We start from the raw sequence: 7,718 nt of genomic DNA on the forward strand, positions 1-7,718 counted from the left end.
CAGCGTTCGTCCCGCGCCCCCCAAGGGCTTAAGGCCCTTGGAGCCTCATCTGCGGCTCACGGAACCATCCTGAGCGTGCCGTCGCCTCGGGTCCACGGCCCCAGGCGCACCGGCCCCGAAACCAGTCAAACCGATAGGGAAAGATGAGAGGGGGCCGGGGGAGAGAATTCTTTCGCTCCCTCAGAGTCACCCGCCCTGCCCGATCAAACAGCCGCCGAATGCCGTTGCGCCGACGGTGCGAGATAGGCGTCGAAGCAGGCTGCCACCTGGCGCACGAAGCGGCGCCCCTGAGGTGTCACCACCACGCGGCCCGGCGTGAGTTCGACCAGCCCCTGGTCCCGGAGCGGGGCCATGGCGGCGAGTGCAGATGCGATGGCCGGCTGCATGGATGGCGCGGTGTTGCCGAGGTCAAGGGCGAAGTCGCACATCAGCCGCTCGATGAGGGCCCCGCGGGAGAGGTCTTCGGCGGTGGTGGCGACGCCGCGGGCGACGGGCAGGTGGCCTTCCGCGACCGCGTCCGCGTGCGCGCGCTCGTCGAGGATGTTGCCGGCAAGGCCGCCTGGCAGCTGGCCGATCGCCGAGGGGCCGAGGCCCAGGCGCACGGGCGCGTCATCGGTCGTGTAGCCCTGGAAGTTCCGCCGAAGCCGGCCTTCCGCCGCCGCGCGCGCGAGGGAGTCGCGGGGCCGGGCGAAGTGGTCGAGGCCGAGCGCGACGTAGCCAGCCGCCGAGAGCACCCGCTCGGCGGCCTCGGCCTGTTCCAGCCGGGCCTCGGGGCCGGGCAGGGTGGCGGCGTCGATGGCCTTCTGGTTCGGCTTCATCCAGGCGACATGGGCGTAGCCGAAGACGGCGACGCGATCGACCTCGAGCCAGGCCGCGAAGCGGGCGCTGGCCTCCACATGTGCCACCGTCTGGCCGGGCAGGCCGTACATGAGGTCGAGGTTCACCCCGGCGATGCCCGCGCGCCGCAGCCGGTCCACGGCGACGGCGATCAGCTCGGAGGGCTGGGGCCGGCCGATCCGCGCCTGCACCGCGGGCGAGATGTCCTGCACCCCGAGGCTGGCGCGGGTGAAGCCGAGCTCGCCGAGGGTGTCCACCATCCCCTCGTCGAGGATGCGCGGGTCCAGCTCGATGGCGAGTTCCGCCCCCGGCCGCTGGCCGAAGCGGGCGAGGAGGCCGTTCACCAGCGCGCGCATCCGCACCGGGCCAAGAATGGAGGGCGTGCCGCCGCCGAGGTGCAGGTGCGAGACGCCGCCGTGCTCGGGCAGGGCCGCCGCCAGCAGGTCCGCCTCGCCCTCCAGCGCGGCGGCGAAGGCGTCGATCCGCGCCTCGGAGCGTGTCGGCTTCGCGTGGCAGGCGCAGTACCAGCAGAGGTCGCGGCAGTAGGGCACGTGCAGGTAGAGCGAGAGCGGGTCGTCTGGCCGGATGCCGTCCCGCAACCAGCCGCGATAGGTGGCCTCGTCCAGCGGGCCGAACTGCGCGGCGGTAGGGTAGCTCGTGTATCGCGGCACCTTCGCCTCGGCGAGGGCGAGCAGCGCCCGCGACGGGGCTGGGGAGGGGGCAGGGGCGGTCATGAGCCCTGGCCTAATGCAGGGCGAGCCCTCGCGGCCTTGATCTGGCGCAAACCGGGCACCTGCCCGGGCTGGGACTTGTCGCGAGGCGCTACGCGCCAAGATCGGGGCGGCATCCAGGAGCCACCCGATGTCCCAGCATGGTGCGGAACGGCCGTGCGTTCTCGTGGCCGGCGCCACCGGCGATCTCGGCGGCCGCATCGCACGCGCCCTTCACCGGCGCGGGGCCCATGTCGTCGCGCCGATCCGGCGCGCCACCGAGGCCGGGCGCGCGCTCGCGCTCCAACAGGCGGGCATCGAGGCCATCCGCCTGGACCTGGGGGACGAGACCGCCATAACCGGGGCCTGCCGTGGCGCCGCCTGCGTTGTCTCCGTGCTGAATGGGCTGGAGGAGACGATCCTCGGCACCCAAGCCGTGCTGCTGCGCGCGGCCCTCGCGGCGGGGGTGCCGCGCTTCATCCCCTCGGATTTCTCGCTCGACTTCACGAAGACCGCGCCGGGCGGCAACCGCAACTTGGACCTGCGGCGCGATTTCCACCGGCTGCTGGACGGCGCACCCATCCGCGCGACCTCGATCCTGAACGGCGGCTTCGCGGACATGCTGGCGGACGCGATGCCGCTGATCCTGCCACGCCTCGGTCGCGTGCTTTACTGGGGTAGCCCTGACCAACCCCTCGACTTCACGACAAAGGACGACACGGCGGCCTTCACCGCCGAGGCCGCGCTCGATCCGGACGCGCCCCGCATCCTGCGCATCGCGGGTGACGAGGTGAGCGCCTATGGCCTCGCGGCGGCGGCCGCGCATGTGCATGGCCGCGCCTTCCGCCCGACGCGGTTGGGCGGCCTCGGCACGCTCACGGTCATGATCCGTGCCGCGCAGGTCCTCGCCCCGGGGAAGGGGTAGGTGTTCCCGCCCTGGCAGGGGCTGCAATACCTGCGGGACATGTTCGGCGGGAAGGGCAAGCTCGCGCCGCTCGATAATGGCCGCTATCCCGGCCTCTCCTGGACCTCCGTGGCCGAGGTGCTCGCGCGGGCCTGACAAGCGCCCCCTTGCCACCGCTTCTGCGCCGGGGAACATCCCCGCCGACGCAGGAGAGATGCCCATGCCGGAACAGCCCGGCCCCGAGACACCACCGCAGGACCCGAGGCTTCCCCTCACCGGGTTGAGGGTGGTTGAGCTGGGCCACTACATCGCCGCCCCCTTCGCCACGCGGCTGCTCGCCGATCTCGGGGCGGAGGTGATCAAGGTGGAGCCGCCGGAGGGCGATCCGCACCGCGATTGGGGGGCGCGCGTGAACGGCCACGCCGTGTGGTTCTCCATCCACGGCCGCAACAAGCTCTCCGTCACGCTCGACCTAAAGACAGAGGAGGGAAAGGCGAGGCTCCGCGCCCTCCTCGCCCGCGCGGACGCGCTGGTGGAGAACCTGCGCCCCGGCGCGATCGAGAGGATGGGCTTCGCGCCAGCGACGTTGCACGCCATGAACCCGCGCCTCGTGATCGCGCGTGTCTCCGGCTATGGGCAGGACGGGCCCTATCGCGACAAGCCAGCCTTCGGAGCGATCGGGGAGGCGATGGGCGGGTTGCGGCACCTCACCGCCAATCCCGGCCAGGCAAACCTGCCGCCGCCGCGCTGCGGCGTCTCGATCAGCGATGACCTCGCAGGGATGTACGCGGCCCTCGCGCTCGTCTCGGCCTGCTGGGGAAGGGACCGCAACCCCAAGGGCAAGGGCACGGTGATCGACCTCGACCTCGTCTCCTCCGTCTTCTCGCTGATGGAGGGAATGCTGCCGGAATTCGCCCTGCTCGGCCGCGTGCGCCAGCCCATGGGGGCGGCGCTTCCGAGTGCGGCGCCCACGAACACCTATCCCTGCGCCGACGGCAAGTGGCTGGCGGTCGCCGGCAACTCGGACCTCATCTTCCGCCGCCTGATGGCGCGCATCGGCCGCGCCGACCTGGCGGACGACCCGCGCATGGCCGGCAATTCCGGCCGCTGCGCCAACGCGGCCGAGTTGGACGAGGCGATCGCCGCCTGGACGCGCACCCTTTCCGCCAAGGAGGCGCAGGACGCGCTGGAGGCGGTGGAGGTGCCGTGCTCGCGCCTCTACGACATGAAGGACTGCGCGGAGGACCCGCATTTCCTCGCGCGTGACATGGTTCTGCCGGTGCAGGACCCGCTGATCGGCACCGTGCCCCAGCCCGCCGCGCCCTTCCGCTTCCAAGGCGTGCCGCCGGCGGCCATGATTCGTTGGCCCGGCCCGGCGGTGGGCGCGCACAACGACTACGTCTTCGGCGCGCTGTTGAAGGAGGAAGGTAGCCGATGATCACTCCCACACCCCCGCGCGCCACGATCAGCGACGTCGCCCCGCGCGACGGTCTGCAATCCATCGGGCCCTTCGTGCCGACGGAGACGAAGATTGCCCTCGTGCGCGCGATCCACGCCGCGGGGATCCGGCGGATGGAGATCGGCTCCTTCGTCTCGCCGAAGGCGGTGCCGCAGATGGCGGACACGGCGGAGGTGCTGCGCGCGGCGCTCGAACTGCCCGGCCTTGAATGCACGGTGCTGGTGCCGAACCGTCGCGGCTTCGATCTGGCGGCGGCCTCGGGCGCGCAGCGGCTCGGCCTCTTCATGTCGGTGACGGAGAGCCACAACAAGGCGAACCTCAACCGCACCCGGGAGGAATCCTTCGCCGACCTCGCGGCCATCGTGCGCGACGCGAAATCGGCGGGGCTGGAGCTTCGCTTCAACCTCTCCACCGTCTTCCACTGCCCCTTCGAGGGCGTGGTGCCGGCCGAGGAGGCGCTGGACTGGATCGAGCGCGCGGTGGCCCTCGACCCCGGCATGGAAATCGCGCTGGCCGACACCACCGGCAACGCGGCGCCCGACCAGGTGCGGCGGCTGTTCGAACAGGCGCACCGCTCCTGGGGACTTCGCTTCGCCTTCCACGGGCACGACACCTACGGCATGGGTGTCGCCAACGTCGCCGCCGCCTGGGAAGCAGGGGTGCGGATCTTCGATTCCGCGGCGGGCGGCCTCGGCGGCTGCCCCTTCGCGCCCGGCGCCACCGGCAATGTCGCGACCGAGGACGTGGCCTGGCTGTTCCGCCGCATGGGCGTGGAGACGGGGATCGACCTGGACCGCCTACTGGCGGCGGCGGACCTCGCGGCGGGGATCCCCGGCGCCATGCCGGGTGGGCGGCTGCGGGGAGTGCCCTCGGTCCGGCGCGCCGCCTAGCCGGGGCTGGGCGCGGCGATCCGGCGCTATGTCGCGCGCGGGCCGAGCAGGATGATGGCGGCCCCGGCGAGGCACATGGCAGCCCCGATCAGGTCCCAGCGATCCGGGCGCATCCCCTCCGCCGCCCAGAGCCATGCCAGGCTGGTGGCGATGTAGACCCCGCCGTAGATGGCATAGGCGCGGCCCGCGCTTTCCGCAGGGCTGAGCGTCAGCAGCCAGGCGAAGGCCGCCAGGGCCAGGGCACCGGGGATCAGCCAGAGGGCGGACCTGCCCTGGCGGAGCCAGGCCCAGAAGGTGAAGCAACCGACGATCTCGGCGAGCGCGGCGGCGAGGTAGATCGCGAGGGTGGCGGCCATGGGACGAGCCTAGCCTGTTTCACGACCGCCCCGGCGCGATCCGGACGCTCTGGCGCGTGTTCTGTCGGGCGGGTGCCCCGATGCGCAGGACGGGCTTCCAAACAAGTGCATTACTGTTCATATATTCAGTAATTTGCTGAATGGGGCTTCGCATGAGCCGCATCATGAGGGCTGCCTGGGGCAGCCTGGCCGTTGCCTTCGTAGCCCTCGGCCTCAAGCTCGCCGCCTGGTGGGTGACGGGCAGCGTCGCCCTCTACTCGGACGCGCTGGAGACGGTCATCAACGTCGTCGCCGCCCTCACGGCGTTGGTGGCGCTGCGCATCAGCGCCGTGCCGCCCGATGCCGACCACCCCTACGGCCACCAGAAGGCCGAGTACTTCTCGGCGGTGATCGAGGGGATGCTGGTCCTGGGCGCGGCGGCGGCCATCCTGCACGAGGCCTATGGCGCCTGGATGCACCCGGCGGCGCCGGACGCGCCTCTCCTCGGCATGGTCATCAACGGCGCCGCGGGCGTGCTCAACGCAGTCTGGGCGGCCTTTCTCATCCGCTCCGGCCGGGCCTGGCGTTCGCCCGCGATCCTGGCCAGCGGGCGACACGTGCTGACGGATGTCTGGACCTCGGCCGGGGTGCTGCTGGGCTTCGCGCTGGTGCCCCTCACCGGCTGGCTCTGGCTGGATCCCGCCCTCGCCGCGATCGTGGCGCTGAACATCATCTGGGCCGGCTTCGGGATGGTCCGGGAATCCGTGGGCGCGCTGATGGACAAGGCCGTGGACCCGGAGGTGCTGCGCGGCATCCGGCAGGTGATCTCGAGCAAGGCCGAGGGCGCGCTGGAGGCGCACGACCTGCGCACGCGGACATCGGGTCACGCGACCTTCATCGAGTTCCACCTCGTCGTCCCCGCCCGCATGACGGTGGCGGACGCGCACGACATCTGCGACCGGCTGGAGGAGGCGCTGCGCGAGGAAGTCGGCGGAGCGGTTGTCACCGTTCATGTCGAGCCGGAGGGCAAGGCGAAGCACCGGGGCGTCCTGGTGCTCTGAGGCCTGCCGGGGGAAGCTGCGGACGCGGAACGACGATGCGTCCGCCTGCCCCGTGCGGGGAAGGGGCCGCATAATGCCCGCCCCGCCCCCCCGAGCCGCCAAGGACCCCTCGCGCATGTCCTTCTTTCCCCGCTGGCCCCTCGCCCGCGGCACCACCGTTCCCCCTGACGAGCGCCTTCCTTGGGGCAGCACAGGCCTGCTGGGCATCCAGCACCTCGTGGCCATGTCGGGCTCCACCATCCTCGGCCCGCTGCTCATGGGCTTCGACCCGAACCTCGCGATCCTCTTCTCGGGCATCGGCACGCTCATCTTCTTCGTCCTCGTGGGCGGGCGGGTACCGAGCTATCTCGGTTCCTCCTTCTCCTTCATCGCGGTGGTCATCGCCGTCACGGGCTATGCCGGCTCGGGGCCCAACCCGGATGTCGGGCCGGCGCTCGGCGGCATCATCGCCTGCGGGGCGCTCTACGCGGCCATCGGCCTGATCGTGATGGCCACCGGCTCGGACTGGGTGGAGCGGCTGATGCCGCCGGCCGTCACCGGCGCGGTGGGCGCGGCGATCGGCCTCAACCTGGCGCCCGTGGCGGTGAAGGGGATCGAGGGCACGGGGCCGCACGTGCTCGTCGCGCTGGCGACGCTCCTGGCCACGGCCCTCATCGCCGTCTACGCGCCGCTGGCCATCCGCCGCGTCTCCATCCTCGCGGGCATCGCCAGCGGCTATGTCCTGTATCTCGTCGTCGGCAACGTCATGGGGCTGTTGCCGCCCATCTCCTTCGCCGAGCTGTCGGAGGCGCCCTGGTTCGGCATGCCGGCCTTCCGCAGCCCACGCTTCGACCCGGGTGCCATGCTGCTCATCGCCCCCGTCGCCTTCATCCTCGTCGCGGAGAACCTCGGGCACATCAAGGCCATCGGCGCGATGAGCGGGCGCAACCTCGACCGTTATATCGGCCGCGGCTTCATCGGGGATGGCATCGCCACCATGGTCTCCGGCTTCGGCGGCGGCACGGGCGTCACCACCTATGTCGAGAACATGGGCGTCATGGCCGTGACGCGCGTCTTCTCCACGCTGCTCTTCGTCGTGGCGGCGGTCGTGGCCATCCTCCTCGGCTTCTCGCCAAAATTCGGAGCGTTGCTCCGCACCATCCCCGGCCCGGTTCTGGGCGGACTGGCCGTCGTGGTCTTCGGGCTGATCGCGGCCGCGATGATCCGCCTCTGGGTGGACAACCGCGTGGACTTCTCGGACCCGCGCAACCTGCTGACGGTCGGCACGGCACTCGTGCTCGGCTCCGGCAATTTTACGGTCACGATCGGCGGCTTCTCCATCGCGGGGATCGGCACGGCGACTATCGCGGCCATCGGGCTCTACCAGCTCCTGGGCATCGGCCGGAGGGAACCGGTGGGCGTCGCCCAGGGTATGCCCGAGGACAGCAGGCCCACTGACCCCGGGTTGCCGCAACGCACCGCAGCGCGGCATGAAGCTCCTCGTTAAGCACCCATGACGCATACTGCGCAGGACCACCTCACC

At 71.4% G+C, this 7,718-nt stretch carries 8 protein-coding genes; 6 read left to right on the forward strand and 2 right to left on the reverse strand.

Annotation, left to right across the window (positions count from 1 at the left end; all coding sequences use genetic code 11):
- Positions 1-203 precede the first annotated feature (203 nt).
- On the reverse strand, positions 204-1,571 hold the full coding sequence (gene hemN / locus D9599_RS29710) for an oxygen-independent coproporphyrinogen III oxidase (protein WP_198384950.1): 1,368 nt from the start codon (positions 1,569-1,571) through the stop codon (positions 204-206).
- Between the two features lie 127 nt (positions 1,572-1,698).
- Here hemN and D9599_RS29715 point away from each other — a divergent pair, with 127 nt between their 5' ends.
- The 4 genes from D9599_RS29715 to D9599_RS29725 all read left to right on the forward strand — a co-directional run bounded on the left by D9599_RS29715 (position 1,699) and on the right by D9599_RS29725 (position 4,800).
- Positions 1,699-2,472 carry an NmrA family NAD(P)-binding protein gene (locus D9599_RS29715; RefSeq protein ID WP_198384951.1) on the forward strand — a complete coding sequence of 258 codons (774 nt, stop codon included), beginning with the start codon at positions 1,699-1,701 and terminating at the stop codon, positions 2,470-2,472.
- A complete protein-coding gene (locus tag D9599_RS32090) occupies positions 2,473-2,607 on the forward strand; it encodes a hypothetical protein (protein WP_255531712.1) in 135 nt (44 codons plus the stop codon). It begins immediately after the preceding gene.
- A gap of 64 nt (positions 2,608-2,671) precedes the next feature.
- A complete protein-coding gene (locus D9599_RS29720; RefSeq protein WP_232481107.1) occupies positions 2,672-3,889 on the forward strand; it encodes a CaiB/BaiF CoA-transferase family protein in 1,218 nt (405 codons plus the stop codon).
- Entirely contained in the window at positions 3,886-4,800 is a 915-nt protein-coding gene (locus D9599_RS29725; RefSeq protein WP_198384953.1) for a hydroxymethylglutaryl-CoA lyase, read from the forward strand. The genes D9599_RS29720 and D9599_RS29725 overlap by 4 nt, the downstream gene beginning before the upstream one ends.
- A 26-nt stretch (positions 4,801-4,826) precedes the next feature.
- On the opposite strand, the gene D9599_RS29730 is transcribed toward D9599_RS29725, so the two are convergent.
- Complete coding sequence (locus tag D9599_RS29730; RefSeq protein WP_198384954.1) at positions 4,827-5,156, reverse strand: YnfA family protein; 330 nt, start codon at positions 5,154-5,156, stop codon at positions 4,827-4,829.
- A gap of 152 nt (positions 5,157-5,308) precedes the next feature.
- Here D9599_RS29730 and D9599_RS29735 point away from each other — a divergent pair, with 152 nt between their 5' ends.
- Both D9599_RS29735 and D9599_RS29740 read left to right on the forward strand, forming a co-directional pair.
- The gene (locus tag D9599_RS29735; protein ID WP_198384955.1) at positions 5,309-6,196 is read left to right on the forward strand and encodes a cation diffusion facilitator family transporter; all 888 of its coding nucleotides are present in this window, start codon (positions 5,309-5,311) and stop codon (positions 6,194-6,196) included.
- Between the two features lie 115 nt (positions 6,197-6,311).
- On the forward strand, positions 6,312-7,682 hold the full coding sequence (locus D9599_RS29740) for a uracil-xanthine permease family protein (RefSeq protein ID WP_198384956.1): 1,371 nt from the start codon (positions 6,312-6,314) through the stop codon (positions 7,680-7,682).
- The last annotated feature ends 36 nt before the right edge of the window (positions 7,683-7,718 follow it).

It is taken from the genome of Roseomonas sp. KE2513, from assembly GCF_016107305.1.
In the GTDB taxonomy this organism is placed as follows: domain Bacteria; phylum Pseudomonadota; class Alphaproteobacteria; order Acetobacterales; family Acetobacteraceae; genus Roseomonas.